Annotated in this window: 20 protein-coding genes; 10 read left to right on the plus strand and 10 right to left on the minus strand. The window is 65.4% G+C overall.

The annotated features are described in order from the left end of the window. A partial coding sequence (locus V9L21_RS25615) for a hypothetical protein (RefSeq protein ID WP_337315596.1) occupies positions 1-307 on the minus strand: 307 nt, incomplete at its 3' end. Further along, positions 304-429 carry a hypothetical protein gene (locus V9L21_RS25620; protein WP_337315597.1) on the minus strand — a complete coding sequence of 42 codons (126 nt, stop codon included), beginning with the start codon at positions 427-429 and terminating at the stop codon, positions 304-306. The genes V9L21_RS25620 and V9L21_RS25615, both read right to left, overlap by 4 nt. Positions 430-704: 275 nt before the next feature. Here V9L21_RS25620 and V9L21_RS25625 point away from each other — a divergent pair, with 275 nt between their 5' ends. The 3 genes from V9L21_RS25625 to V9L21_RS25635 all read left to right on the plus strand — a co-directional run bounded on the left by V9L21_RS25625 (position 705) and on the right by V9L21_RS25635 (position 3,048). Next, on the plus strand, positions 705-1,484 hold the full coding sequence (locus V9L21_RS25625; protein ID WP_337315598.1) for an exodeoxyribonuclease III: 780 nt from the start codon (positions 705-707) through the stop codon (positions 1,482-1,484). Positions 1,485-1,495: 11 nt separating this feature from the next. Beyond that, positions 1,496-2,221, plus strand: a complete 726-nt coding sequence (locus V9L21_RS25630) for an AP2 domain-containing protein (protein WP_337315599.1) — start codon at positions 1,496-1,498, stop codon at positions 2,219-2,221. A gap of 83 nt (positions 2,222-2,304) precedes the next feature. After that, positions 2,305-3,048, plus strand: a complete 744-nt coding sequence (locus tag V9L21_RS25635) for an EAL domain-containing protein (RefSeq protein WP_337315600.1) — start codon at positions 2,305-2,307, stop codon at positions 3,046-3,048. Between the two features lie 47 nt (positions 3,049-3,095). Here the strand turns inward: V9L21_RS25635 and V9L21_RS25640 are convergent, their stop codons facing one another. The 3 genes from V9L21_RS25640 to V9L21_RS25650 all read right to left on the minus strand — a co-directional run bounded on the left by V9L21_RS25640 (position 3,096) and on the right by V9L21_RS25650 (position 9,977). Continuing rightward, entirely contained in the window at positions 3,096-4,988 is a 1,893-nt protein-coding gene (locus tag V9L21_RS25640) for a GspE/PulE family protein (protein ID WP_337315601.1), read from the minus strand. Between the two features lie 130 nt (positions 4,989-5,118). Continuing rightward, a complete protein-coding gene (locus tag V9L21_RS25645) occupies positions 5,119-8,199 on the minus strand; it encodes a PAS domain-containing protein (protein WP_443305622.1) in 3,081 nt (1,026 codons plus the stop codon). 113 nt (positions 8,200-8,312) lie between these two features. Beyond that, positions 8,313-9,977: an alpha-amylase family protein gene (locus tag V9L21_RS25650; RefSeq protein WP_337315603.1), complete on the minus strand. Its 1,665-nt coding sequence runs from the start codon at positions 9,975-9,977 to the stop codon at positions 8,313-8,315. Between the two features lie 58 nt (positions 9,978-10,035). Here V9L21_RS25650 and V9L21_RS25655 point away from each other — a divergent pair, with 58 nt between their 5' ends. After that, entirely contained in the window at positions 10,036-11,646 is a 1,611-nt protein-coding gene (locus tag V9L21_RS25655) for an alpha-amylase family glycosyl hydrolase (protein WP_337315604.1), read from the plus strand. Between the two features lie 29 nt (positions 11,647-11,675). Here V9L21_RS25655 and V9L21_RS25660 read toward each other — a convergent pair whose 3' ends face one another. The 5 genes from V9L21_RS25660 to V9L21_RS25680 are packed head-to-tail and all read right to left on the minus strand — an operon-like array spanning position 11,676 to position 15,028. Continuing rightward, on the minus strand, positions 11,676-13,022 hold the full coding sequence (locus tag V9L21_RS25660) for an erythromycin esterase family protein (RefSeq protein WP_337315605.1): 1,347 nt from the start codon (positions 13,020-13,022) through the stop codon (positions 11,676-11,678). Next, complete coding sequence (locus V9L21_RS25665) at positions 13,019-13,699, minus strand: phosphoribosyltransferase (protein ID WP_337315606.1); 681 nt, start codon at positions 13,697-13,699, stop codon at positions 13,019-13,021. The genes V9L21_RS25660 and V9L21_RS25665 overlap by 4 nt, the downstream gene beginning before the upstream one ends. Before the next feature lie 58 nt (positions 13,700-13,757). After that, the gene (locus tag V9L21_RS25670; RefSeq protein WP_337315607.1) at positions 13,758-14,105 is read right to left on the minus strand and encodes a hypothetical protein; all 348 of its coding nucleotides are present in this window, start codon (positions 14,103-14,105) and stop codon (positions 13,758-13,760) included. Positions 14,106-14,158: 53 nt separating this feature from the next. After that, positions 14,159-14,566, minus strand: a complete 408-nt coding sequence (locus V9L21_RS25675) for an Hsp20/alpha crystallin family protein (RefSeq protein WP_337315608.1) — start codon at positions 14,564-14,566, stop codon at positions 14,159-14,161. A gap of 24 nt (positions 14,567-14,590) precedes the next feature. Continuing rightward, on the minus strand, positions 14,591-15,028 hold the full coding sequence (locus V9L21_RS25680; RefSeq protein ID WP_258505612.1) for an Hsp20/alpha crystallin family protein: 438 nt from the start codon (positions 15,026-15,028) through the stop codon (positions 14,591-14,593). Positions 15,029-15,284: 256 nt separating this feature from the next. On the opposite strand from V9L21_RS25680, the gene V9L21_RS25685 reads away from it, so the two are divergent. From V9L21_RS25685 to V9L21_RS25710, 6 genes are all read left to right on the plus strand, one after another. Then, on the plus strand, positions 15,285-15,644 hold the full coding sequence (locus tag V9L21_RS25685; protein ID WP_337315609.1) for a hypothetical protein: 360 nt from the start codon (positions 15,285-15,287) through the stop codon (positions 15,642-15,644). Between the two features lie 108 nt (positions 15,645-15,752). Next, positions 15,753-16,073 carry a hypothetical protein gene (locus V9L21_RS25690; RefSeq protein ID WP_337315610.1) on the plus strand — a complete coding sequence of 107 codons (321 nt, stop codon included), beginning with the start codon at positions 15,753-15,755 and terminating at the stop codon, positions 16,071-16,073. Positions 16,074-16,268: 195 nt separating this feature from the next. Further along, the gene (gene glgB / locus V9L21_RS25695) at positions 16,269-18,167 is read left to right on the plus strand and encodes a 1,4-alpha-glucan branching protein GlgB (protein ID WP_337315611.1); all 1,899 of its coding nucleotides are present in this window, start codon (positions 16,269-16,271) and stop codon (positions 18,165-18,167) included. Further along, positions 18,164-20,215 carry an alpha-1,4-glucan--maltose-1-phosphate maltosyltransferase gene (locus V9L21_RS25700; RefSeq protein WP_337315612.1) on the plus strand — a complete coding sequence of 684 codons (2,052 nt, stop codon included), beginning with the start codon at positions 18,164-18,166 and terminating at the stop codon, positions 20,213-20,215. Before glgB ends, V9L21_RS25700 begins: the two co-directional genes overlap by 4 nt. Before the next feature lie 12 nt (positions 20,216-20,227). Beyond that, the gene (gene treS, locus V9L21_RS25705; RefSeq protein WP_337315613.1) at positions 20,228-23,554 is read left to right on the plus strand and encodes a maltose alpha-D-glucosyltransferase; all 3,327 of its coding nucleotides are present in this window, start codon (positions 20,228-20,230) and stop codon (positions 23,552-23,554) included. A 58-nt stretch (positions 23,555-23,612) separates the two neighbouring features. Continuing rightward, positions 23,613-24,368: a mechanosensitive ion channel family protein gene (locus tag V9L21_RS25710; protein WP_337315614.1), complete on the plus strand. Its 756-nt coding sequence runs from the start codon at positions 23,613-23,615 to the stop codon at positions 24,366-24,368. Positions 24,369-24,389: the final 21 nt, after the last annotated feature.

Raw genomic sequence — 24,389 nt, forward strand, 5'->3', positions numbered from 1 at the left:
CCAAGTCCTCTTCGAGGACTGTTTCAACCAGAATGTCGACATCCAATCCATCGTTGCACTTGGGATTTGAGACCGCCAAGCGATTCATGTCGGGCTTGATGTTCAGCGCCGTGATGCGATCGATCTGAGGAACGACGGAAGCCATGAAATCGCTGAAGTCCCGAGCCCATCCATTGACCCGGAGGATGTCGTCGGGAATCAGCAGACCCACAACGGCCATGACAAGGTAGTAAGCCACCAACGCAAGGCCAAAGGGGTTGCGCCAGGCAGAAGTCCTGGGTTGAGCAACGGGCGTGGACTTGCTCATGCGGCCTTCTTCGAGAGTTCATTCCCTGCCGGATCGCCGTTGCGCCGAACAACGTGCTCTCCAGCGTCGGCCGGCCGCGGGCAGTGCGTCAATTTGGTTCGCAATTCGGGGTTGATGGTCATGGTGTTTCCCTTGGCTGTTGTGCCTTGTGTTTCGAGCGAGCGACCTCGGCAATTCAGGCGCACGGTTTCCCCTGATGTAGTCGTTCGATGTCAGCTCATTACAGGCCGGGATTTGCGGGCGCCGACGTGCCGGTCGCGTCGTAGTTCACACTTCTCGCCGTTGTTTTTGGGTACTGCTCGCACGCTTCCGGCACTGCAGGGCGTGTTCTCCGACAAGACCAGCGCAGCTTTCGGGTCATGATCCGGCCACTTGCTTCTTGTTTCATGCAGCGCCCGTGAAGATTGCGACCTTCAACGTAAACGGCATCAACAGTCGGCTTCCACGCCTGCTCGAGTGGCTTGACGAGTCCCGCCCCGACGTCGCCTGCCTGCAGGAACTCAAGTCTCCCGACGCCAACTTTCCCGCGGCGGCCATCCGCGAGGCGGGCTACGGCGTGCTGTTCCATGGCCAGCGTTCATGGAACGGCGTGGCCATCCTCGCGCGCGGAAGGGAGCCGATCGAAACCGGCCGCGGGCTCGACGGAAACTCCGAAGACAGCCAGAGCCGCTATCTCGAAGCGGTGGTGAACGGCGTGGTGGTCGGTTGCCTGTACCTGCCCAACGGCAATCCGCAGCCCGGCCCCAAGTTCGACTACAAGCTCGAATGGTTCGAGCGGCTCAATGCCCATGCGCAGCGCCTCTACGGCTGCGGGCTGCCGGTCGTGCTGGCCGGCGACTTCAACGTGGTGCCGACCGACGCGGACATCTACAACCCGGCCTCGTGGCGCAATGACGCGCTGCTGCAGCCCGAAAGCCGCGCCGCCTTTGCGCGCCTGCTGGCCCAGGGGTGGACCGACGCGATCCGGACCCGCCACCCGGGCGAGGCGATCTACACCTACTGGGACTACTGGCGCAACCGCTGGCCGCGCAATGCGGGGCTGCGCATCGACCACCTGCTGCTGAACGCGGAACTCGCGCCCCTCCTGGTCGACGCGAACGTAGACCGCGAGGTGCGCGGCCGGCCCGGCGCGAGCGATCATGCGCCGGTGTGGATCGAACTCGACTTGCCCTCCTAGAATTCTCGCCAATGCCCAAAGGTGTTCCCAATCCAGCGCCCATGTATGGGATCTATGCCCGCCCGTGGGGCTTCGAGGTTTCCATCGTCCGGCGCGGGGTCCGGTACTTCCAGCAGTTCGGCAACGGCAGCTACGGCGGCGCGGAGCATGCGCTGCGGCGTGCGCAGGAATGGCGCGATGCCGTCGTGAGGAGCGTGCCGCCGCCCACGCGGCGCGAGCGGGCGGAAAAGCAACGGGCGAACAACACCACCGGAGTGACGGGCGTCTTCTGCCTGGTGTCGCCCGACGGAAGAGGGCTGTCGTGGCTTGCCAAGACCTACATCGCGGCCGAAGAAATACTGCGCGCCAACTTTCCGATTCACAGCTGGGGCGACGCGGCGCGCACCATGGCCATCGAGGAGCGGGCGAAGCAGTTGAAGCACATGACCGGCCTGGCGGCCCTCCATCCTGCCGAAGAGTCGATCCGCAAATCCGCAAGCGGGCCGACCGCGGCTCCCGCGCCGCGCAAGCGCTCCCGCTCCGAGATCCTTCGCAAGTCGAATTCCAGCGGCGTCAGCGGCGTGCACTACAAGCAGCCCCGGCCCGACCACCCCGGTTATTGGCTGGCCATTACCTACACCGCAGGGAAGGGCAGCGTGAGCAAGGCGTTCTCCATCAAGGCCCATGGCTACGATGAAGCCAAGAGGCTGGCCATTGCCGAACGCACTTGCCAGTTGGCTCAAAAGGGTATCGACTGATCGGCGGGTTACATTTATGCGCTATCGTCCGCGTTGTAGGTAAAAGTAATTAACATCACTCTCCCCCGCGAGAATCCACACCAGTGACTACCGAAACAGCGGCCAATGCCAGCTTTCCCGGCTCCAATGCCGGGTTTGTGATGGCCTTCCAGCCGATCGTGGACTTCGAGCGGCGCGAGATCTTCGCGCACGAGGCGCTGGTGCGCGGCACCTCGGGAGAAGGGGCAGTCCAGGTGCTTTCGCGCGTGAGTCCGCGGCACCGGTTCGCGTTTCACGAGGCCTGCCGCATCAAGGCCATCGAGACGGCTTCCGCGCTGGGCATGGAATCGAAGCTCAGTCTCAATGTGTGGCCCAACGATCTCACCGAGCGCACCGAGTGCTTCCATACCGCCATGGACACGGCCCGGCGGTGCAACTTTCCGCTGCATCGCCTGATGTTCGAGATTGCCGAGTGCGAACACGTGGCCGATCTGCCGGGGCTTGCCGCCGCCTTTCATGCCCACAAGGCCTTCGGCTTCACTTCGGCCATCGACGACTTCGGCGCCGCCTATGCCGGCTTCGAACTCCTGGCCGGCTTTCAGCCCGATGTGGTGAAGGTCGACATGGGCCTGGTGCGCAACATCCACACCGATCCCGTGCGGCTCAGCATCGTCAAAGGCTTTGTCGGCACCTGCACGGAACTTGGCATCCGGGTGGTGGCCGAGGGCGTCGAAAGCTCTGACGAAGTGCACGCGCTCCAGGCGCTGGGCGTAGGCCTGTTCCAGGGCTACCTGTTTGCCCGGCCCGCCGTGGCCATGCTGCCGGCGGTGGCATGGGACGCCGCCTGAAGCGGACAGCCATGCCGTGACGGGCCGCAACCGAACGCGGCGCTGACTCAGACGTTGCTGGTCGCGCGGACCTCCTCGATGGTGGTCTTTCCGGCAAGAACCTTTTCGATGCCGTCCTGCCGCAGGGTGCGCATGCCTTCGCGCAGCGCCGCTTCCTGCAGCTCTTCGGCACGGGCGCCCCCCTGCACCAGCCGCCGCAGCGTTTTCGAGATCACCATCAGCTCGTGGATGCCCACGCGTCCTTGGAAGCCGGTGTTGTCGCAGTGCTTGCACCCGGTGCTTGCATAGGCGAGCAGCTGGCCGTCCTGCCCGTAGTGGCGGTGCCAGCCATGGCGTACCGACTCGCGTTCGGCCGGGGTGTCGTGCGCGCCGAACGAGTGCATGTAGTCGGACAGCAGTTCCTCGACTTCCTCGGGGCGCATCGGCCGGCTCGTTACGCAGTGGCTGCAAAGGCGGCGCACCAGCCGCTGGGCCAGCACGGCCAAAAGCGAATCGGCGAAGTTGAACGGGTCCATGCCCATGTCCAGCAGCCGGGTCACGGTTTCGGGAGCGCTGTTGGTGTGCAGCGTCGACAGCACCAGGTGGCCCGTCAGCGAGGCCTCGATGGCGGTCTTGGCGGTTTCCTCGTCGCGGATTTCGCCGACCATGATCACGTCCGGGTCCGCACGCACGAAGGCCCTCAGCGCCTTGGCAAAAGTCCATTCGATGCGTGGGTTGACCTGCACCTGCCGCAGGCCCGGCTGTGTAATTTCGATGGGGTCTTCGGCCGTCCAGATCTTTCGTTCCGGCGTGTTGATGTGCATGAGGGCCGAGTGCAGCGTGGTGGTCTTGCCCGAGCCCGTGGGGCCCACGCAAAGCACCATGCCATAGGGGCGCTCCACCGCCTTGGTGAACTCCGACAGGTTGTGCTGCGAAAGGCCGAGCTGCTCCAGCGCAATGGGCTTGGCCGATGCCAGGATGCGCATGACCACGTCTTCAAGACCGTTGCTGGTCGGGATGGTTGCCACGCGCAGCTCGATGCGGTGCTGCGGCGAATACTTGGCAAAGTTGATCTTGCCGTCCTGCGGCTTGCGCTTTTCGCTGATGTCCAGGTCGCACATGATCTTCACGCGCGCGACCACCGCGTTGCGGTAGCTGGCCGGCAGCTCCAGGTGCGTGTGCAGACGCCCGTCGCGCCGAAACCGGATGCGCGTCTTTTCCTTGCCCGGATAGCTTTCGATGTGGATGTCGGACACGCCCTCGCGGTGCGCATCGACGATCATGCTGTTGATCATTCGCACCAGCGAGTTGTCCGATTGCTCAATGGCTTTTTCTTCTTCGAGCGTGGGAGTGGGGCGCTCTTTTTCGAGTGTGACCAGGAGCTCGCTGGTGGCGGCCGGCTCGAAGTCGAGCGGCCGCGAGGGGTCGTGCACGATGGTCGGGTCGAGGATGGTGTCGTTGCCGATCTTTCCGTAGGCCTTGTAGAGCACCGTGTCCAGAACAAGGCATTCGCCGATCACCGGCACCACCTTCATCTGCGAGATGAACTCGACTTCATCGATGGCCGCATGCCGGCTGGCCGGATCGTCCATGGCAAGGATGAGGCGGCCCTGGTGGATCATGAGCGGCATTACCTGCAGGCGCCGGGCCACCCCGTGGCTGATCGTGCGCAAGGCGTCGACTGCGACCGGGAACAGGTGCAGGTTGACCAGCGGATAACCCATCTTTCGGACCAGCGCGGCCTTCAGCTGCTCGCGGGTGACCACGCCCATGCGGACCAGCGTTTCGCCCAGCGGCACGCTGCGGTCGAGCTGCTGCTGCGCCAGGCCTTCGCGCAACTGCTCCTCGGTCACCGCGCCCAGGGCCATCAGCGCCTGGCCGATGCGCAAGATCGGCATGCGGCTTTGAACTTCCAGGGCGTGCAGCAACTGCTCGGGCGTGACGACTTCGGTGGGCGACATTGAATTGAATCTCCTGTTGCGGTGATTCTGGGGTGCACAGGCAGGCTTGTCAGCAGGAGCACACCCCGTGCGAAGGCTCGGTGCAATGCCGCGTCACTACCAAAGTTCTCAATTTCTCAATTGAAGCGCGTCAATCGGAAAAACCGTAGGTATTGCGCCCCGCGGACTTGGCGCGGTACAGCGCGGTGTCGGCGCGCGCGAGCAGTTCCGACGGTGTGGCGGGCGCTTCGCTCGCCGGATGAAACGCCACACCGATGCTGGTGGTAACCCGAAGGCGCTGCCCGTCGAGTTCGAACGGTGCGCCCCCGATCTGATCGATGATCTTCCGCGCAATGGCGGCGGCCGCTTCTTTCGCCTGCAGGTTCTCGAGCACCACCACAAACTCGTCGCCCGCGAGGCGGGCCACGGTGTCGGTGGCTCGCACGCTGGCCAGCAGGCGGCGGGCGTATTCCACCAGCACGCCGTCGCCGGTGGCGTGGCCGAGCGTGTCGTTGATGGTCTTGAAGCGGTCGATGTCGAGAAACAGCACTGCCAGCGCGCTTTGCGTGCGCTGGGCGCGGGCAATGGCACCGGGCAAGAACTCGTTGAACGCGAGCCGGTTGGCCAGGCCTGTGAGCGTGTCCACCCGCGCCAGGTCGATCAGCTTGCGCTCCACCGCCTTCAGCGCACTGATGTCGAGGCTCAGCGAAAAAATGCCGCGCGTGACGCCGTCGGCCCCGGTGTCGGGCACGTAGCTCACGCGCGTGGTGCGCTCCCCGCCCTGCGTGAGGGTCTGGGCTTCGAACTCGACCCGCTCGCCCGCCAGCGCGCGCTGGATCATGGGCCTGCGCGAGAGATACAGCTCGGGCCCCGCCACATCGCTGATGTGGTGGCCCAGGATCTTGGAAGGCTCCACGCCCAGCCATTCGCGGTAGGTGGCGTTGGCGAAGGTGATCTTCTCCTCGCGGTCGATGTAGGTGATGAGCGCCGGCAGGTTGTCCGTGATGGTGCGCAGGCGCATCTCGCTTTCGGCCTGCCGCACCTCGGCCTTCTTCAGCGCCGTGATGTTGAAGGTCATGAGATAGAAGCCCAGCACCTTGCCATCCAGGTCCTTGTCGGGAATGAGGTTGACCTGGAAGTAGCCGGTCTTGCCATGCAGCGGCGTGCGCACCGGAAACCTCACCGCCTTGCCCTCGCGCACCATGGGAAGGTAGGGCTGCTGCTGCCGGTACACCGTGTCGCCCACGGCCCTGTGCAGGTTTACGCCGGTGAGCGGGCCGTCGTCCAGGCCCGCCATCCGCCGTGCCCGCACGTTCGCGAACAGGCAGTTCTCGTCGTTGTCGAAGTAGCCCACCAGCGCGGGAATGTTGTCGGTCACGTCGCGCAGCCGCTTCTGCTGCTCGGTCAGGGCCTTGCGGATGTTCACCTCGTCGGTGATGTCGAAGGTCATGGCGAACACGCCTTGCACCACGCCGTTCGCGTCCTGGTCGGGGATGTAGTGCGCCTTGAAGGTCCGGTGGCCGATGCCCAGCGCCGGATCGCCGGATTTTTCGATGACCACGGTTTCGCCGGCAAGCGCGCGCTGGTAGGAATCTTCGACCACCGAAAAATCGTCGGCGCCGCGCACCTCGGGCATCGAGCGGCCGATCATGGCCCTGTCCTTGTGCAGCGCCTTGACCTTCGCATTCACGAAGGTGTATCTCAGCGACGAATCGACATGCGAGACCAGGGCCGGGATGTTGTCGGCAATGATGCGCACCTGCGCTTCGCTGTGCGCAAGGCTCACCTCGATGCGCTTTCGCTCGGTCACGTCGAAGGTCATGGCGTAGTAGCCGCGCACCTGCCCGGCTTGGTCGCGGTCGGGAATCAGCTCCGTCTGGAAGAAGCGGTCTTCCTCGCGAAGGCGTGCGTCGCCCCGGCTTTCGAAGCTGACCGCCTCGCCGGCCAGCACGCGCTGAACGGCGGCGTCCACTGCCTCGTTCTCGCCGATGACCTGCGCCGTGCGACCGATCAGCTGCGCCGCGCCGCGATCGAGCTTTCTGCAGAGCGGGGCGTTCACGAAGGTGTAGCGGCCCTGCGCATCCACGTGCGACACCAGCGCCGGCAGGTTGTCGGTGATGTCGCGCAGGAACTTCTCGCTCGTCTTGCGCTGGCGCATCAATTCGTCGAAGGTTCGCGCAATATCGCCTATCTCGTCGTTCGGATAGGTGCGGGGCATGGTCCCTTCGAGCGCCGCGTTGTCAACGTCCAGCATGTGCCGGTGCAAATAGCGCAAGGGCCGAAGCTGCCAGCTCACCACCGCGAGCGCCACGGCGCCGGCAATCACAGCAAGCACCAGCGCGCCCACCCAGGCCGCACGCTCGATGGCGTCGATGCGGGCGAATGCTTCCGCGGTGGGATACATCGCACCTATGACCCAGTTCGTCTGCTGTATGCGCTTGAAGGAATAAAGGCCGTGCACGCCCGCATGGTTGACGCCTTCCGCGGCGCCTTCGTAGCCCTCGACGGGGCGGTCGATCTCGGGGTTGCCGGCACCCTTCAGGCCCGTCTGGTTGATGATGAGCTCGGTGCGCGGGTGGTCGATCACCACGCCCTCCGTGCTGGTGATGAACAGATAGCCCGTTTCGCCGAACTTCACGTCGGCAAGCTCGCCCAGCAGGTTGCGGTCCTTCAGGTTCAGGGCGCCCGAGATCACGTACTTCACGTTGCCGGCCGGGTCCAGCACGGGCTCGGTAATGGCGACCTGCGCCAGGCCGCTCAGCCGGTTGAGGTAGGGCTCGGAGATGACGCTGGCCTTGGACGCAAGCGTTTTCTGGAAGTAAGGGCGGTCCTTGATGTTCACCCTGCCGGACTGCTGCGCGCCATTGAGGCTGGCAATCAGGTCGCCGTCGGCGGTGAAGAACGCCACGTTGCTGAAGGCCTTGTGCAGTGGCTGGTGCTTTTCAAGAAAGGCCTGCAGTGCGTCCGTGTCCTGGAAGTCGTTCGACTCCACGCTGGTGGCAAAGGTCTCGAGCAGGGTGCGCCGGCTGACGAACTTCTGGTCGACCGTGTTTGCAACGGCGGACAGCCTCGCGAACTCTTCGCTTTCGATCGACGCCCGCATGCTGGCCTTGACCAGCTGCAATGCCACCGTGCCGATGGCGGCCGTGGCTGCCAGGACCACCGCGGCAACGCCGATGCCGAGGCGTGTATTCAAGTTGATGCGAATCTTCCGGAGACCTGATGTGTTCATTGTCGTGGACAGGCACCGCGATGGAATCCGCGTTGCGCATGTAGTGTGTCAGAAGCAGGGTCTCGGGTACTTCGCGCAATCCCCCATACCTCGCTGCGTTAACCGTAGGGGGCTCACATCTCGTCGCGCTTGAGCAGGTAGTCCAGCGGACCCACGCGAAACCACCGGTAGCCGTACGACTCGATCACCATGCAGTGCTTTCCTTTCGCATTGGCGCGGCTGTGCGCGTTCGACAGCAGATTGATGAGTTGCCCGCCGTGCTTGCCAAGCGCCTTGGCGTCGAGCTTGATCTCCAGCGGGTTCGCATCGAAATTGTGGACGAAGACCACCGCGTTGCCGCGCCATTCATAGCGCACCACCAGCACCGAGTGCTCTTCGTTGGGAATGACGGTGAAGTCGCCCCAGCCGATCTCAGGCACCTCCTTGCGCATGCGGAACACGCGCTCCATCCAGTTGAGCAGCGAATCGGGGTCGCGCCGCTGCGCCGCCACGTTCACATGCTCGAAGCCGTAGGCGCCGCCTGTCACCACCGGAAGCACCGGCTTGGACGAGGTGGTGAACCCGCCTTGCTTCTCGGTGGACCACTGCATGGGCGTGCGCGCGCAGTTGCGCTCCGGCAGGCTCAGGTCGTCGCCCATGCCGATCTCGTCGCCGTAGCGCATCACCGGCGTGCCTGGCAGGGTGAGCATCAGGCTGTAGGCCAGCTCGAGCCGCCGCCGGTTGCCGCCGAGCATCGGCGCCAGGCGGCGGCGTATGCCGCGGTCATACAGCTGCATGTCCTTGTCGGGCCCGAAGGCCTCGAACACGCGCTTGCGCTGCGCGGGCCGCAAGCGCCCGAGGTCGAGCTCGTCGTGGTTGCGCAAGAACATGACCCACTGCGAAGTGGCAGGGCGCTCCCGCGTGGCCTCCAGCGCCTTGACCAGCGGCCGTGTGTCACCCACCGCCATGGCATAGAACAGGTTCTGGTTGACCTGGAAGTTGAACATCATGTGCAGCCGCTCGCCCTCGTCGCCGAAGTACGCCATGTTGGTCTTGGGCAGCACGTTGGCTTCGGCCAGGATGATGGCGTCGCCCCGGCGCCACTGAAGCAGCTCGCGGAACTGCCGCAGCATGTCGAACCTTTCGGTGGGGTACACGACCTTCGGCCCCTTCGCGCCGATGACAAAGGGCACCGCATCCATTCGAAAGCCCGACACGCCCAGCTGCGTCCAGAAGCCCATGATCTTCAGGATCTCGGCTTGCACGTGCGGATTGGCCGTGTTCAGGTCGGGCTGGAATTCGTAGAAGCGATGAAAGTACCAGCGCCTTGCGAGCTTGTCGAAAGTCCAGGTCGATTTCTGCACGCCCGGAAAGACCACACCGTCGGTGAAGCGGGGCGGCTTCTTGTCTGACCACACATACCAGTCGTGGTATTTTGATTTCCGGTTCTTGCGCGCCTCCTGAAACCAGGGGTGCTGGTCCGAGGTGTGGTTGACCACCAGATCCATCAGCACGCGCATGCCGAGCTGCTCGGCCGAATGCGTGAACTCGACGAAGTCGCCGAGCGTGCCGAAGCGGGGGTCTACGTTGTAATAGTCCGAAACATCGTAGCCGTCGTCACGCCCCGGCGATGGATGGAACGGCATGAGCCAAAGCGTTGTCACGCCAAGGCCGTGAAGGTACTCCAGCCGCCGTGTCAGGCCTTCGAAGTCGCCGCAGCCGTCTCCGTTGGAATCCATGAAGGTTCCCACCGACAGGCAATACACCACGGCGTTCTTGTACCAAAGGTCGTTGATCATGCCGGGGGAACCTCCTAAAAATGGAAGCCTCGCAACACAGAACACGAAAGGAAACTCGATGTCGGCCGATGCTTGGTGGAAGAACGGAATCGTTTATCAGATCTATCCGCGTTCGTTCCAGGACAGCGACGGAGACGGCATCGGCGACTTGCGGGGCATACAGAAGCGGCTTGATTATCTGGTCGAGCTCGGCGTGGACGCTGTCTGGATATCGCCTATCTACCCCTCACCAATGGCCGACTTCGGGTACGACATTTCCGACTACTGCAACGTCGATTCGCGCTTTGGCACGCTGGAAGACTTCGATGCGCTGTCCGCCGAGTGCAGGGCGCGGGGCCTCAAGCTGGTGCTGGACTTCGTGCCCAACCATACGTCGGACCAGCACCCGTGGTTTGTGCAAAGCCGCGCCTCGCGCAACAACCCCAGGCGCGACTGGTACCTGTGGCGCGACCCGGCTCCGGACGGCGGGCCGCCCAACAACTGGCTCAGCAATTTCGGCGGGCCGGCGTGGACCTTCGATGAAGCCAGCGGGCAGTACTACTGCCATTCGTTCCTGAAGGAGCAGCCCGACCTCAACTGGCGCAACCCCGAAGTGCGCAAAGCCATGTACGACGTGCTGCGCTTCTGGCTGCGGCGCGGCGTGGACGGCTTTCGCATCGACGTGCTGTACCACCTCATCAAGGATGAGTTGTTTCGGGACAACCCGCCGAACCCGGCCTTCCAGCCGGGGCAGGACCCTTCGCACCGCCTGCTTGCGCTCTACACCACCGACCGCCCGGAGATGCAGGACATCGTCATCGAGATGCGCCGCGTGGCGGATGAGTTCAGCGATGAAAGCTCGGCGCGCGTATTGATCGGCGAGCTTTATCTTCCGCTCGAACGGCTCATGGCCTACTACGGCGCCACCTCCGAAGGCCTGCTGCAGGGCGTACAGCTGCCGTTCAACTTCCAGCTCATCACCGCGCCCTGGCATGCGTCCGAAATCGATCGCATCGTGCGCAACTACGAAGCGGCGCTGCCGCACGGCGCGGCGCCCAACTGGGTGCTTGGCAACCACGACAAGCCGCGCATTGCGAGCCGCGTGGGGCAGGAGAGGGCGCGGCTCGCGGCCATGCTGCTGCTCACGCTGCGCGGCACGCCCACGCTCTACTACGGCGACGAGATCGGCCTGACCGACGTTCCCATTCCGCCCGAGGAAGTGCAGGACCCGTTCGAGAAGAACGAGCCGGGCAAGGGCCTGGGGCGCGACCCGCAGCGCACGCCCATGCAGTGGAGCCGCGCGCACGCCGCCGGCTTTACCGACGGCACGCCCTGGCTGCGGCTCGGCGGCGACTGGCACATGCGCAACGTGGAGGCGCAGATGGCCGATCCGGCCTCTATGCTGCAGCTCTACAAGCGGCTGGTTGTGTTGCGGCGGCACGAGCCCGCGCTGCACGAGGGCAGCCACGAGCAGCTCGATGCGGGCGCCGACGTGCTGGCCTATGCAAGAACCTCGGGCACGCGGCGGCTGGTAGTGCTGCTGAACTTCGGTATCACTGAAACGCAGGTCCGCGCCGAACTGCTGCCGCACGAAGTCGTGGTGCTGGCTTCGACCCATGCCGACCGGACGGGCGCGGTGAAGGGAGAGCTCACACTGCAGCCGCTCGAAGGGGTGATCGTCGCGCAGTAGCGCACGTGCGCGAACGTGCGACACGGAGGCTATTTGCCGGACGGATAGGTCTCTGGCAGGCCCGAGTCGTCGGGCGCGGCATGGCGGTCCAGCGGAACCACCGCCTGGGTCCGGTCGATGTGCAGCAGCGCGTCGAACTGCACCGGCAGCCGTGCAAAGAAGTAGTGGCTCTGCCGCTCGGTCTCGGGCCGGTAGATCACGCCGATGGCGCGTTCCAGCCGCTGCTCCCGCAGCGCGAAATGGTGGCTCCCTTCGCCGCGCAAGGGCAGCATGAAGCGTTCGAATCCGGTCTGGTGCATCAGGGCCTCGTAGCTGTCCGGCCGCGAGGGCAGAACCTGCTTGCGTTCGGCGGGCGCCCCCCAGTCGGAGGCCGCCATCACGGTGCCGGTATGGGTGGTAAAGCCCACCAGCACCGCGTCGCGGCCCTGGCGTTCGCGCACCAACTGGCCGACGTTGAGCTCGCCGCGCTCCTCGCCCATTTCGGTGGCGCGCGCATCGCCCAGGTGCGAGTTGTGGGCCCACACCACGATCTTCGGGCGCTCGCTGCCGCGCCAGAGATGGCGCTCCACTTCGCCCAGCGTCTCGACCATGTGGCGGTCACGCAGGTTCCACGATGAAACGTCGCTCAGGTACATCGAGCGGTAGTACGCCTCGGCATTTTTCACGAGGCGCGCGTTCTGCTCGGCGTTGAAGGCGTCTTCCTCATTGGCCGTGTTGCCGCTGCGCCAGGCCTCGCCGGCGGCACGCCGCATTTCAAGCAGCATGTCGACCACGGCCTGCTGGCAAGAGGCCGTGTTGCCGACGCCGGCCATCAGGCCGTACATCTGGCCGCGGTCGCCAAAGCGATCGAAGCAGCCGTAGCGTTCGCGCGCAAGCCGGGCCGCATCGGGATCGGTTCGCTCGAAGTACGCGAGCACCGCTTCCATGGAGCCCGAGAGGCTGTACAGGTCGAGCCCGTAGAAGCCTGTTTTTCCCTGCGGCGGTGCGGAGTCGTTGAAGGCGCGCTGCCAATCGACGAAGCGCGCGACCTCTTCGTTGCGCCACATCCAGGTGGGAAAACGCCGGAAGCCGGATAGCGCCTCGGCCGCGCCGGCGTCATCGCTGGCCCCCCTGACATAGCGGTTCACGCGATAGGCGTCGGGCCAGTCGCCTTCGATGGCCACGGCGTTGAAGCCCTTCTCGGCCAGCAGGCGCCGCGTGATGCTGGCGCGCTCGGCATAGAACTCCTGCGTGCCGTGCGAGGCTTCGCCAAGCAGCACATAGTGCGCATCGCCGATCAGGTCGAGCAGGGCGTCATGGTCGCAGGGGTTTCCTTCCATCGGGTGCGCCGCCGAGCGCAGCGCTTCCGCTTCCTTCGAAATATCGGATGGCTTCATCGTGCAGGGTCCTCGGGCTGGTGCGCGCGGGGGCGGTTCGCTTCTTCGAGCAGGCGGCACACCTCCTCGTCGCTGGTCTGGGAAAAATCGAGGTACCACCGGCCGACTCCCAGGAAGGCGTCGGGAATCTCGGCGCAAACGACATCGTCCGCCTCGCCCTGCAAGAGCGCGCAGGCTTCGGGGGATGCGACCGGCGCTGCGACCACGACACGGGCCGGCTCCTGCCTGCGCACCGCGCGCACGGCCACGCGCATGGTGGCGCCGGTGGCAAGCCCGTCGTCCACCAATATGACGATGCGGCCTGTCAGGTCGGGCGCGGGCCGGTTGCCGCGGAAGGCGCGTTCGCGACGTTCGAGCTCATGCTGTTCGTTGCTCACCACTTCATCGACCGCCTCGGCGCCAATGCCGAGTTCGCGCACAAGCTCTGGGTCGAGCACCTGTTCGCCGCCGCTCGCAATGGCGCCCATGGCGTATTCCTCGTGGCCCGGTACGCCCAGCTTGCGCACCACCAGAACGTCCAGCGGCGCTTGTAGCGCCTGGGCCACTTCGTACGCCACCGGCGTGCCGCCGCGCGGCAGCGCCAGCACGATCACGTCGGGCCTTACGGCATAGATGGCCAGCTCCTGGGCGAGCACGCGGCCCGCATGCTGCCGGTTCCTGAAATACTCGAATCCCATTTCGGTGTCCTTGCGGCCACCTTAGGTTTGCTCGAGCGCCGGCGCTGTAGGGGGATGCTCACATCGGCGTAGGCGTGCTCTGCCCCGGCCCCGAGCGATAGCGCTGCGCCACCTCCCAGGCCTCGACGATCAACGCGCGGGCCTTCGGGTGCTCGGGGTCTGTCACCACCCATTCGGGGTACGCATGCGGAAGGCTGGAGGCCGTCACGCGAATCGCATCGAATTCCGTCGGTGGGAGCGGCTGCGTTGCGCTGGCGCGATGGGTCAGCGTCTTGCGCAAGCCCGCCTTCCATGCATCGGGCAGGTGATCGACGGCGGGCAGGAGCGCCAGCGCAATGTGCGCCGCGCGCGGGCTCAGGGCTTCGGCGTCGGCGCGCAAACGCGCCAGGCACTCGGTACCGCTCATTCCTCACCTCCGGGGCATGGGCTCATGGCGGGCTGCTCTCATGCGCGCTGCTCTCATGCGGCCTGGATCTCGATGCGCCGCGGCTGGGCGTGCTCGGCTTTGGGAATGCGCAGCTTCAGCACACCCTGCTTCAGTTCAGCCGAGATCGCGGCCGTGTCCAGTTCCTTGCTGAGCGTGAACACGCGGCGGAAGCGGCCAAGGCCCACCTCCGTGTGGCTGGATTCCAGCCCCTCCGGAACGGCCAGGTCGGACTCCGCCTCGATGGTCAGCGTGTCCGACGCCACGTGCAGGCCGAGCTTCTCGCGCGAAACGCCCGGCAGGTCGGCAAAGAGCGTGATGCCGCCGCTGTCCTCGATCACGTCGACCGGCGGCGTCAGGGCGGCGTCGCTGTAGCGCGCGCCCTCCTTGCGGGCGAGCTCCTTCGATCCGGCGACGCGAGGCGATGTGGTGGTGCTGTTCATGATCGTCTCTCCTTTCTTTGCTTGTCACTGAACGGTGATGCGCCGGGGCTGCGACGAGGCGCGCCGCTGCACCGTGATGTGCAGCACGCCGTCGCGGTACTTGGCCTGCACGGCGTCGGGGTCGGCGTCGTCGGGCAAGGTCAGCACCCTGCGGAAGCTGCCCTCGAAGCGCTCGTTGATGTGAACGGCCGCCTTGGCATCGCCCTGGGGCAGCGTGTTGCTGCGCGTGCCGGCGATGCTGAGCAGGCCTCGCTCCAGGTTGACTTCCAGGCTGGACGGGTCGACACCCGGCGCAAACGCGTAGATCTCCACGGTCTGCGGCGTGCCGCCGACGTTCAGGGCAGGAAAGCCGTTGCGGCCGAAGCCGCGGATGGTGGGCGACAGATCGAAGGCCTGCTGCATCTCGCGCTGCAGGCGATCCATCTCGGCGAACATGTCGCGCGGAAACAAGGATCGGTACATGGCGAAAACCTCCATTCGAAAGTTGAACGGAGCGCCGGAGGCCTCTCCAGCGCTTCCGATCAGCGAAATAGGCGCGGCCATGCTTTTTTCAAGAGCCCCTTTTGCAGCTTCGGCGGTAGCGGGATTCGACGCTATGAACCTGCCCCGCGCGATAAAAAAGACCTTCGAGCAGACCCCTTGAAGCGCTGCAAGGCGGCCCTAATTCGAACGTCGTCGAAATCGTCAGTCGTCATTCCAAACCTAGAGGAGATTTGTCATGTCGATGGACCTGCTCAAGCAGATTGCCGCATCCCGCCTTCCCATGTCTTTCCGGACGCCCAAGGAGATCGACGAGGTCAGGATTCTTCGCCAGGCCGGACTCGTGATTGCCTTTGTTCCGGCTCCCGCCGACCCGCTGAAACTGTCGGGCGCCGAGCCCGCGGCGCAGGTGCTTGCCATTACCGAAAAAGGGCGCGAGGAACTGGCGCGGGTGCGTTATCCGGGCGAGGCGCCGCAAAGCAGCAAACCGCGCCACATGGGCCTGAAAAACTGGCTCGCCGGCGGGCGCCGCGGGCGCGGATTGCAGCAAGGTTTGCTGCACCAAAGCCACGATTCACGGCCTTCCCAAAGCTTGTAGGCCGCATCCTTCCTGAACATGCGCGGAAGTCCATGACAGCGCATGCGTGCTTCCGCGCTGAATCCGTCTCGCTACTACACAAGAGACAAGCGAAAACAGGAGACAGACATGGACTTCGAAGGCATCTACTGCTTTGACACGGCGACCGTCCGCTTTGCAATCTATCCGGACGGTCCCGACGGCGCGCGGATCATTGCGCAGATTTCGGAAGAAACCCTGCACGACGTGTTCGGCACCAGGAACTTGGGCGACCAGCTGCTAGACACCTGCAGGACGCACTTCGACGACATCGGCGCCGCGGCGCTCAAGCGGTACCGGGCCAACCCCAACCAGGCCATCAATCTGACCGTGGACGACTTCTCCCGTCGCATTCTTCCGCGCTCCGCGGGAGTGCAAGGCGCATGGCCGGCAGCCTCGCTCGCGGCCTGAAATAGCCGCGCGAGCGGCGCGGCCATTTTTCGTCCCTCATCGCGTTATGGGGAACTCTCCGACACGGCAAGGAGGTTTCAGCCTTACCCGCCGGACCCGAATTCTTTGCAAATTGTGTGCTCAGGCCTTTGGGTTGCCGAGAGCGTGTTCCTTTGGACACCCGGTCGCTGGCCTTCAAGCAAGCAAGGAACACCGGTGCCAGTGACTCAGCAGCTACCCGAGCCCGAGGCGCAAGACGCCTACCTGTTCCGCGAAGGAACGCACTCCCGCTTGTACGACCTGATGGGTTGCCACCTCTTGAAAGAGGGCGGTGCCCGCTTTGCCGTGTGGGCGCCCAATGCGGAGTCCGTTTCCGTGGTCGGCGACTGGAACCACTGGTCCGGCGATGCCGATCCGCTGGCGCCGTCTCCGGACGGCACGGGCATCTGGCTGGGCCATGCACCCCACGCGGCGCTGGGCCAGACCTACAAGTACCGCATCCGCTCGCGCTTTGGCGGGTACACGGTCGACAAGGCCGACCCTTTTGCCTTCTGCGCCGAGCACCCGCCTGCCACTGCCTCGCGCATTTGCGAGCTTTCGTATGAATGGAACGACGGCGAATGGATGGCCACGCGCGCCGCGCACAACGCGCTGGATGCGCCCATGTCTGTCTACGAGGTGCACCTGGGCTCCTGGCGGCGACGCGACGGGCACTTCATGGGCTACCGCGAAATCGCGCACGAGCTTGCGGCCTATGTGAAGCACATGGGCTTCACGCACGTGGAGCTCATGCCCGTGACGGAGCATCCGTTCTACGGCTCCTGGGGCTACCAGACCACCGGCTACTTCGCGCCCACGGCCCGCTTCGGCTCTCCGCAGGACTTCATGTACCTTGTCGACCATCTGCACCAGAACGGCGTCGGGGTGCTGCTGGACTGGGTGCCTTCGCACTTTCCCACCGACGAGCACGGGCTCGCGTTCTTCGACGGCACGCACCTCTACGAGCATGCCGATCCGCGCCAGGGCTTTCACCCCGAGTGGAATTCGAGCATCTTCAACTACGGCCGCGCCGAGGTGCGCAGCTTCCTGGTGTCGTCGGGGCTCTTCTGGCTCGACCGTTACCACCTGGACGGGCTGCGGGTGGACGCGGTGGCGTCGATGCTCTACCTCGACTACGCGCGCAAGCACGGCGAGTGGATTCCCAACCGCCACGGCGGGCGCGAGAACCTCGAGGCCATCGACTTCTTGCAGACGCTGAACCGCGCCGTGTACCGCGAGCACCCCGACACCATTACCGTGGCCGAGGAATCGACCGCGTGGCCGCGCGTTTCGCGCCCCACCGACATGGACGGCCTGGGCTTCGGCGAGAAATGGAACATGGGCTGGATGCACGACGTGCTCGCCTACATGAAGGAAGAGCCCGTCCACCGCAAGTACCACCATCACAAGATGACGTTCTCGCTGGTGTATGCGTTCCACGAGAACTTTGTGCTCCCGCTCTCGCACGACGAGGTGGTGCACGGCAAGGGCTCGCTGCTCGGCAAGATGCCGGGCGACCCTTGGCAGCAGTTTGCCAACCTGCGCGCGCTGTTCGGCTTCATGTGGGCGCACCCCGGCAAGAAGCTGCTGTTCATGGGCGGCGAGTTCGGCCAGCGCCGCGAATGGACGCATGACGGCGAGCTGGAATGGTGGGTGTGCGACCTCGAAGGGCACTCGGGGCTGCAGCGGCTGGTGTCGCAGCTCAATCGGGTGTACCGCGGTGCGCCCGCGCTCTACCAGCAGGACTTCACGCCATCGGGCTTCGAGTGGGTGGTGGCGGACGACGCCGAGCGCAGCGTGTTCGCATTCGTGCGCAAGGCGCGCGACGGCCATCCGCCGCTGCTGGTGGTCAGCAACCTGACGCCGGTGCCGCGAACCAACTACGTGCTGGGCGTGCCGCAAGGCGGCCATTGGCGCGAACTCATCAACACCGACGCGGTGGAGTTCGGCGGTTCTGGCTGGGGCAACCTGGGCGGTGTGGAATCCGCGCCGGTGCGCTCGCATGGCCGCATGCAGTCGGTGTGCATGACCTTGCCGCCGCTTTCCACGCTGATTCTCGAGCACCGGCCATCATGAAAAAACTGTTCGCAACCCCGCAGACGCCCGCAGCTTCGAGAATGCCCGAGATGAGCGACGGCAACCGCCGCGCCGTGGTCGACGCCGTCTTGCCGGCGGTCGACAACGGCCGCTTCCCGGTGAAATGCATCGTGGGCGAAATGGTGCGCGTGAAGGCGCATTGCTTTACCGACGGCCACGACGTGCTGCGCGTGGTGCTGTGCTGGCGGCCGCACGACAAGACCGAGTTTCGCGAAGTGCCGATGAAGCCGCTCGTCAACGACGTGTGGGAGGCCGCCTTCTCGCCGCCTGCGTTGGGGCGCTACTTCTACACCGTGGTTGCATGGGTCGACCCCTTCGAATCGTGGCGCAGCGAAATGGCGCGGCGTGTGGACGCCGACGACGTGCGCATCGCATCGCAGGTGGGCGCGCTCGAAGTGGCCGCGGCCGCCGAGCGGGCCGAGGGCGCGGACCGGCAGGCGCTCGCGCGCTGGGCCACCGAGCTCGATGCCGTGGCCGCGCACCCGGCCACGGAGGTGTCAACCCTGAAGGCGCTGGCGCTGGACGAAGAGCTGGCCATGCTCGCGCGCCGCCACCCCGACCGCCGGCACCAGGTGCGCTACGCGGTCGAGCTGCCGCTGGAGGCCGAGCGCGAGCGCGCCCGCTTCAGCACCTGGTACGAGCTGTTCCCGCGTTCGGCCGGCACCACGCCCGGCGTGCACGGCACCTTCAAGGACGTGGAGGCCCGCCTGCCGGCCATCGCCGCCATGGGCTTCGACGTGCTCTACTTTCCGCCGATTCATCCGATCGGCCGCGTGCAGCGCAAGGGCCCCAACAACGCGCTGGTGAGCGGCCCCGACGACGTGGGCAGCCCCTGGGCCATTGGCGCCGCGGAGGGAGGGCACAAGTCGATTCTTCCCGCGCTTGGCACAGCGGAAGACTTTCGGCACCTGTATGCGCAAGCCACCGCGCACGGGCTGGAGATTGCGCTGGACATCGCGTTCCAGTGCGCGCCCGACCACCCTTACGTGAAGTCGCACCCCGACTGGTTCCGCTGGCGGCCCGACGGCAGCGTGCAATACGCGGAGAACCCGCCCAAGAAGTACCAGGACATCTATCCCTTCAACTTCGAGAGCGAAGACTGGCGCGGCCTGTGGGTGGAGCTGCGCAGCGTGATCGAGCACTGGATCGGCGAGGGCGTGCGCATCTTCCGCGTGGACAACCCGCACACCAAGGCCTTCCCGTTCTGGGAATGGGCCATCGGGGAGATACGGCGCGAGCACCCCGAGGTGATCTTCCTTGCCGAGGCTTTCACGCGGCCCAAGGTGATGCACCGGCTGGCAAAGCTGGGCTTTTCGCAGTCGTACACCTACTTCACCTGGCGCAACACCAAGCAGGAGCTCACTGAATACTTCACCGAGCTTTCGACCGCGCCGGGCGTCGACTACTTCAGGCCCAACGTGTGGCCGAACACGCCCGACATCCTGCACGAGCAGCTGCAGGGCGGGGAGCCTTCGGTGTACATGGCGCGGCTGGTGTTGGCCGCCACGCTGTCGGCCAACTACGGCATCTATGGGCCGGCCTTCGAACTGCGCGAACACCTGCCGCGCTCGCCCGGCAGCGAGGAATACCTCGACTCCGAAAAGTACCAGCTGCGGCACTGGAACCACGACGACCCCGGCAGCCTCGCGCCCTTCATCGCCCGGGTGAACCGCATCCGCCGCGAGAACCCGGCGCTGCAATGGGACCGGAGCCTGCGCTTTCTGCAGATCGACAACGACCAGCTGCTGGCCTATGCCAAGGTGTCCGAGAGCGGCGACAACGTGATCGTGACCGTGGTGAACCTGGACCCGCACAACGTGCAGTCGGGCTGGCTCCAGTTCGATCCGCAAAGCGCCGGCATCGACAGTTCGCGCGCGTTCCAGATGCATGACCTGCTGAGCGGGCAGAGGTTTACCTGGCAGGGCGGGTGGCACTACATCCGGCTCGATCCGCACAGCGTGCCCGCGCACATCTTCGTGGTCCGGCGGCGCCATGGCGACGAGCGCGACTTCGACTACTTCCTGTGAGGCCGCGCCACCATGAACGCACCTGTCTCCCACATTGCGCTTGAAACGGTCGAGATCGACATCAGCGACGACCCGCTGTGGTACCGGGACGCGGTGATCTACCAGCTCAACGTCAAGGCGTTCTTCGACTCCAACAACGACGGCATCGGCGACTTCAAGGGCGTGACGGCCAAGCTCGACTATGTGAAGGAGCTGGGCGTCAACACCATCTGGCTGATGCCGTTCTATCCCTCGCCGCTGCGCGACGACGGCTACGACATTTCGGCCTACGAAGACGTGAACCCGCAGTACGGCACGCTCGACGACTTTCGCGAGATGCTCGACGCCGCGCACGAGCGGGGGCTGCGCGTCATCACCGAACTGGTCATCAACCACACCTCGAGCGACCACCCCTGGTTTCAGGCCGCGCGCCGCGCGCCGGCCGGCTCGCCCGAGCGCGACTTTTATGTGTGGAGCGACACCGACCAGATCTACCAGGGCACGCGCATCATCTTTACCGACACCGAAACATCGAACTGGGCGTGGGACCCGGTGGCCAAGGCCTACTATTGGCACCGTTTCTTCAGCCACCAGCCCGACCTGAACTTCGACAACCCGGCGGTGCTGGAGGCCATCTTCAAGGTGATGCGCTTCTGGCTCGACATGGGGGTGGACGGTTTCCGGCTCGACGCCATTCCCTACCTGGTGGAGCGTGACGGCACCAGCAACGAGAACTTGCCCGAAACGCATGCGGTGATCAAGAAGCTGCGCGCCGCCATCGACGCGCAGTACAAGAACCGCTTTCTGCTGGCAGAGGCCAACATGTGGCCGGAAGACGTGCGCGAGTATTTCGGCGACGGCGACGAATGCCACATGGCGTATCACTTTCCGCTCATGCCGCGCATGTACATGGCCATTGCGCAGGAAGACCGGCACCCCATCGTCGAGATCATGCAGCAGACGCCGGACATTCCGGAGGGCTGCCAGTGGGCAATCTTCTTGCGCAACCACGACGAGCTCACGCTCGAAATGGTGACCAGCAAGGAGCGCGACTACATGTACACCATGTATGCCGCCGACCTGCGCGCGCGCATCAACCTGGGCATTCGCCGCCGCCTTGCGCCGCTGATGGAAAACGACATCGACCGCGTAAAGCTCATGAACGGCATGCTGCTGTCGATGCCGGGCTCGCCCATCATCTACTACGGCGACGAGATCGGCATGGGCGACAACGTGTTCGTGGGCGACCGCAACGGCGTGCGCACGCCCATGCAGTGGAGCCCCGACCGCAACGCCGGCTTCTCGCGCGCAGACCCGCAGCGCCTGTACTTGCAGCCCATCATGGACCCGATGTTCGGCTATGAGGCCCTGAACGTGGAGGCGCAGGCGCGCGACAGCAGCTCGCTGCTCAACTGGACCAAGCGCATGCTGGCCGTGCGCAAGACCAGCCATGCCTTCGGCCGCGGCAAGCGGCGCTTTCTGAAGCCGGGCAACCGCAAGATCCTGGCCTACCTGAGCGAATACGGCGACGACATCATCCTGACGGTGTTCAACCTCTCGCGCGCCGCGCAGCCGGTGGAGCTGGACCTTTCGGCCTTCAAGGGCCGCGTGCCCATCGAGATGCTGGGCCGCGCGCCGTTTCCGCCCATTGGCGAGCTGCCGTACCTGCTCACGCTCTCGTCGTACGGGTTCTACTGGTTCAGGCTCACGTCCGACGCCGAAATGCCCAGCTGGCACCAGGAAGGCGTGGCGCTGCAGGAGTGGCCCACGCTGGTGCTGTTCGACGGCTGGACCAGCTTCTTCCGCGACCGCGTGATGCCGTGGCGCATCGGCATGTCGGAGCGCATGCGCGCGCAGTTCGAGCAGGAGGTGCTGCCGCGGCACATCGAGATACAGCGCTGGTACGCATCGAAGGGCACCACCATCGAACGTGCGCGGCTGGCGGACCATGCGGTGTGGGAGTCCGGCTCGCAAAGCTGGATGCTGCCGCTGCTCGAACTCGACGGCCCGCACGGCGGCGCCACCTACTTCATGCCCCTGGCACTGGCTTGGGAAGAGCGCGACGAAGAGCGCATGGCCGGCGTGGCGCAGGCCGCGGTGGCCAAGGTGCGGCAGCAGGCGCAAGTGGGCCTGATGGGCGACGCCTTCTACGACGAAGCCTTTTGCCGTGCGCTGCTGCAGGCCATTCGCACCGGCATGGACCTGGACACCGCACACGGGCGGATGCGGTTCCGCCCCACGGCGGCATTTGCGGCCATCAAGGCCGACATCGACAGCCTGCCGGTCGGGCGGCCGAGCGGCGTGAGCAGCAACACGGTGGTCACGGTGAACGAAACCCTGTTCCTCAAGGGCTACCGCCACCTGCGCGAAGGCCTGAACCCCGAGCTGGAGATGGGCCGCTTCCTGACCGAGGTGGCGCACTACCCGCACTGCGTTCCGGTGCTGGGAGCACTCGAGTACACCGCCAACGACGGCCGCACCATGACGCTGGCCATGGTGCAGTCGTATGTGTCGAACCAGGGCGATGGCTGGGACCACACGCTGGGCTACCTGGAGCGCTTTTTGCGCGACTTTGCCACCACCAACGGCGCGCTGCCCGACCCGCTGGCCGCGCACGGCGGCTTTCTGGCGCTCATGGCCACGCTGGGCCGGCGCACCGCCGAGCTGCACAAGGCACTGGCAATGCGCACGGGCGCCGCGGCCTTCGAGCCCGAGCCGCTGCTGGCCGAAGACATTGCCCGCTACACGGCGCAAGCCCGGGCCGACGTTGCCACCACGCTTTCGCTCTTGCGCGACCGGCTGGGCCAACTGCCGGCGCCGGCGCAGATCGACGGCCAGGCGCTGCTCACCATGGAAGATGCGCTCCAAGCTTCGATTGCGGCGCGCAAACCGCAAACGCAGGGCGGCATCAAGAGCCGCTACCACGGCGACTTTCACCTGGGCCAGGTGCTGGTGCGGGACAACGATTTCGTCATCATCGATTTCGAGGGCGAGCCGGCCCGCAGCTTCGACGAGCGCCGGGCCAAGGGCTCGCCGCTGCGCGATGTGGCCGGCATGCTGCGCTCCTTCAACTACGCGCGCTGGTCGGCCCTGCGCCGCGTGGCGCAAAGCGTGGAAGAAGCCGCCTACCTGGCGCCGCCCGCCGCCGCATGGGAGCAGGCCACGCGCGAGGCCTTCATGGACGGCTACTCGCAGGCGGCAGGCGATGGCAGTGCGCAGATCGACACCGAGCTGCTCGCCCTGTTCGAACTGGAGAAGGCGCTGTACGAGCTGCGCTACGAGCTCAACAACCGCGCCGACTGGGCCCAGGTGCCGCTGAACGGCGTGCTGGCGCTCCTGCAGGCAGAGCGGCCCGGTTGATGCTTGCATCGCATTCGCCGCTTTTGTCCGCAACCGCATTCACGCACCGGAGAGACTCATGGACCGATTTGGCATTCACCTGGAGCCGTTGAACGCAATGCTCTACCAGGTTGGGGCCTTCGTGCCTCGCCTGGCCATTGCACTGGTAGTGGTGCTCGCCGGCTGGCTTATCGCCAAAACGGTGCGCTTTGCCGTCACCAAGGCATTGCGCGCCATCAACTTCAACGTGCTGACAGAGCGCGCCGGGCTGGACAACTTCTTGCGCCAGGGCGGGTGGGGCGGCGACACCAGCAGCCTTTTCGGCGTGCTGGCCTACTGGCTCGTCATTCTTGCGGCGCTGCTGGTGGCCTTCAACGGCCTGGGGCTGAGCTACATCGCCGACCTGCTGGGGCGCGTGGTGTGGTTTGTGCCGAATGTCTTCGTCGCCTTGCTGGTGCTGGCCTTCGGTTCGTATTTCGCCCGCTTCGTGGGAGAGGCGGTGTCGAGCTACTTTCGCGGCGCACAGATGCGCGATGCCGTGCTGCTGGGGCAGATTGCGCGCTATGCGGTCATGGCCTTCGTCATCCTGATTGCGCTGGACCAGATCAAGGTGGGCGGCGACATCGTGCGCGAGAGCTTCCTGGTGGTGCTGGCGGGCGTGGTGTTTGCGCTGGCCCTGGCCTTCGGGCTGGCGGGCAAGGACTGGGCCGCGGCGCAGATCGAGCGCTGGTGGCCGCGCACGCCCCAGGACAAGAGCACCACCACCACACCGACACCGACGATCGTCGTCGAGCCCAGCAAAGGCAGCTCGCCCGGCGAGCGGCCACCGCGCTGAGCACCTTTCGCACCTTGCTTT

The sequence above is a fragment of the Variovorax sp. CCNWLW235 genome, assembly GCF_037204085.1.
GTDB lineage: Bacteria > Pseudomonadota > Gammaproteobacteria > Burkholderiales > Burkholderiaceae_C > Variovorax.

Excerpts from the sequence above, each read along its gene's own strand:
- V9L21_RS25640 (WP_337315601.1), bottom strand. The coding sequence starts at position 4,988 with ATGTCGCCCACCGAAGTCGTCACGCCCGAGCAGTTGCTGCACGCCCTG.
- V9L21_RS25645 (WP_443305622.1), bottom strand. The coding sequence starts at position 8,199 with ATGAACACATCAGGTCTCCGGAAGATTCGCATCAACTTGAATACACGC.
- V9L21_RS25630 (WP_337315599.1), top strand. The coding sequence starts at position 1,496 with ATGCCCAAAGGTGTTCCCAATCCAGCGCCCATGTATGGGATCTATGCC.
- V9L21_RS25710 (WP_337315614.1), top strand. The coding sequence starts at position 23,613 with ATGGACCGATTTGGCATTCACCTGGAGCCGTTGAACGCAATGCTCTAC.
- V9L21_RS25685 (WP_337315609.1), top strand. The coding sequence starts at position 15,285 with ATGTCGATGGACCTGCTCAAGCAGATTGCCGCATCCCGCCTTCCCATG.
- V9L21_RS25620 (WP_337315597.1), bottom strand. The coding sequence starts at position 429 with ATGACCATCAACCCCGAATTGCGAACCAAATTGACGCACTGCCCGCGG.
- V9L21_RS25700 (WP_337315612.1), top strand. The coding sequence starts at position 18,164 with ATGAAAAAACTGTTCGCAACCCCGCAGACGCCCGCAGCTTCGAGAATG.
- V9L21_RS25655 (WP_337315604.1), top strand. The coding sequence starts at position 10,036 with ATGTCGGCCGATGCTTGGTGGAAGAACGGAATCGTTTATCAGATCTAT.
- V9L21_RS25675 (WP_337315608.1), bottom strand. The coding sequence starts at position 14,566 with ATGAACAGCACCACCACATCGCCTCGCGTCGCCGGATCGAAGGAGCTC.
- V9L21_RS25670 (WP_337315607.1), bottom strand. The coding sequence starts at position 14,105 with ATGAGCGGTACCGAGTGCCTGGCGCGTTTGCGCGCCGACGCCGAAGCC.
- V9L21_RS25650 (WP_337315603.1), bottom strand. The coding sequence starts at position 9,977 with ATGATCAACGACCTTTGGTACAAGAACGCCGTGGTGTATTGCCTGTCG.
- V9L21_RS25690 (WP_337315610.1), top strand. The coding sequence starts at position 15,753 with ATGGACTTCGAAGGCATCTACTGCTTTGACACGGCGACCGTCCGCTTT.
- V9L21_RS25680 (WP_258505612.1), bottom strand. The coding sequence starts at position 15,028 with ATGTACCGATCCTTGTTTCCGCGCGACATGTTCGCCGAGATGGATCGC.
- V9L21_RS25665 (WP_337315606.1), bottom strand. The coding sequence starts at position 13,699 with ATGGGATTCGAGTATTTCAGGAACCGGCAGCATGCGGGCCGCGTGCTC.
- treS (WP_337315613.1), top strand. The coding sequence starts at position 20,228 with ATGAACGCACCTGTCTCCCACATTGCGCTTGAAACGGTCGAGATCGAC.
- V9L21_RS25660 (WP_337315605.1), bottom strand. The coding sequence starts at position 13,022 with ATGAAGCCATCCGATATTTCGAAGGAAGCGGAAGCGCTGCGCTCGGCG.